Genomic DNA, 1,640 nt, shown 5'->3' on the forward strand with positions numbered 1-1,640 from the left:
GACTGGAACTCGTTCACGCGCGCCCAGTTCGAAGTTGACACCCGCACCGACACCGAACTCGGTGCTCTGCGTGGCTTCATCGGCTTCCGCGGCAACGCTGACAACGGTTCGTCCTCTTCTTCGAGCGTTTTCGTTGACCAGGCCTTCATCGAACTCGGCGGCCTGAAGGTCGGTAAGTTCTACAGCTGGTGGGACGATGGTCTCTCTGGTGAAACGGACGAGCTGTCTTCCAACGCTCTGTTCAACTCCATTCGTTACACCTACGACGCTGGTTCCTTCTGGGCAGGCGTTTCGGTTGACGAACTCCAGGGCATCAACGTTCAGGGCTTCAACGAGTCTGACAACAACGTTGGCGTTGCACTCGGCGTTGGCGCCAAGCTCGGCGCAGCTTCGCTGCAGCTCATCGGCGGCTACGACACCGACCGCGAAAACGGCTCTGTACGCCTGATCGCAACGGCTGACGTTGGTCCGGGCACGCTCGGTCTGGCCGGTGTTTGGGCTTCTGGCGCAAACGCTTACTACAACGTCTCCGAGTGGGCTGTTGCTGCTGAATACGCAATCAAGGCAACCGACAAGCTGACGATCACCCCCGGCTTCCAGTACTACGGCAACTACGGCCTGGTTTCCTGGGACGACTTCTCGAACGACGACGGCTGGACGGCTGGTCTGACGCTCGACTACAAAATCACCCAGGGCCTCTCCACGAAGATCGCTGTTAACTACGTTGACATCGACAACCGTGACGACCAGGTTAAGGGTTTCGTTCGCCTTCAGCGTTCGTTCTAATCTGATCTGACATTGTCAGTGATGGAAAGCCCGGCTCTCGAGCCGGGCTTTTTCGTTTTGAGCGCGCGGAGGAACGGGGCGAAGAATCAGGTCGCCCCATGGAGGGCTGCCGGTCGGGCCTGTACCGTTTGCTAGCTAAAGGATAGCGGCGCGGGGCGCGGGTGCGATCTGGTTCATTAAAAGGCCTGATTCTGCGGTGTCGCCGACCAAATCTGGGCAATTCGCCAAGCCTCCGATATGCCGTGTATCTTGATGAATGGCTGCTTTGTTTCTCGAGTGGCTTGGGCGGCGCCACGTAAGTGTATGAAACAAATACGAATTTAACGAATTGTTAATGAATGGGGCGTCGTCCATTAGAATTGTAGCTATTTCGCAACAATGAAAAACTAAGGATACCTTACTGTCTTCCTTTCGTCATGATTACGATTGCCCACCCGCCCGGTTTTGGCTCTAATCAGCTTCATAAGCGGCACGCATTGATTTGTGTTTCCCACTCGCTGCTTAGAAGATTAAGCGTTTGACTGGAGGTCAACCATGAACATCAAGAGCCTTCTGATCGGCTCCGCTGCAGCTCTCGCAGCAGTATCCGGCGCACAGGCCGCTGACGCTATCGTCGCTGCCGAGCCCGAGCCCCTGGAATATGTTCGCGTCTGCGACGCTTTCGGCACCGGCTTCTTCTACATTCCCGGCACCGAAACCTGCCTGAAGTTCGGCGGTTACATCCGTTTCCAGACCGACTTCGGCCGCGACGCCAAGGGTACGTCTGACTGGAACTCGTTCACGCGCGCCCAGTTCGAAGTTGACACCCGCACCGACACCGAACTCGGTGCTCTGCGTGGCTTCATCGGCTTCCG

Annotated in this window: 2 protein-coding genes; both read left to right on the forward strand. The window is 56.8% G+C overall.

The window, feature by feature from the left end:
* Positions 1-786, forward strand: a 786-nt coding sequence (locus N434_RS25385) for a porin (protein WP_110760776.1), incomplete at its 5' end; no start/stop codon positions are given.
* A 534-nt stretch (positions 787-1,320) separates the two neighbouring features.
* A partial coding sequence (locus N434_RS25390; RefSeq protein WP_146227724.1) for a porin occupies positions 1,321-1,640 on the forward strand: 320 nt, incomplete at its 3' end.

The organism is Rhizobium sp. UGM030330-04, assembly GCF_003208455.1.
Lineage (GTDB): Bacteria > Pseudomonadota > Alphaproteobacteria > Rhizobiales > Rhizobiaceae > Agrobacterium > Agrobacterium rhizogenes_A.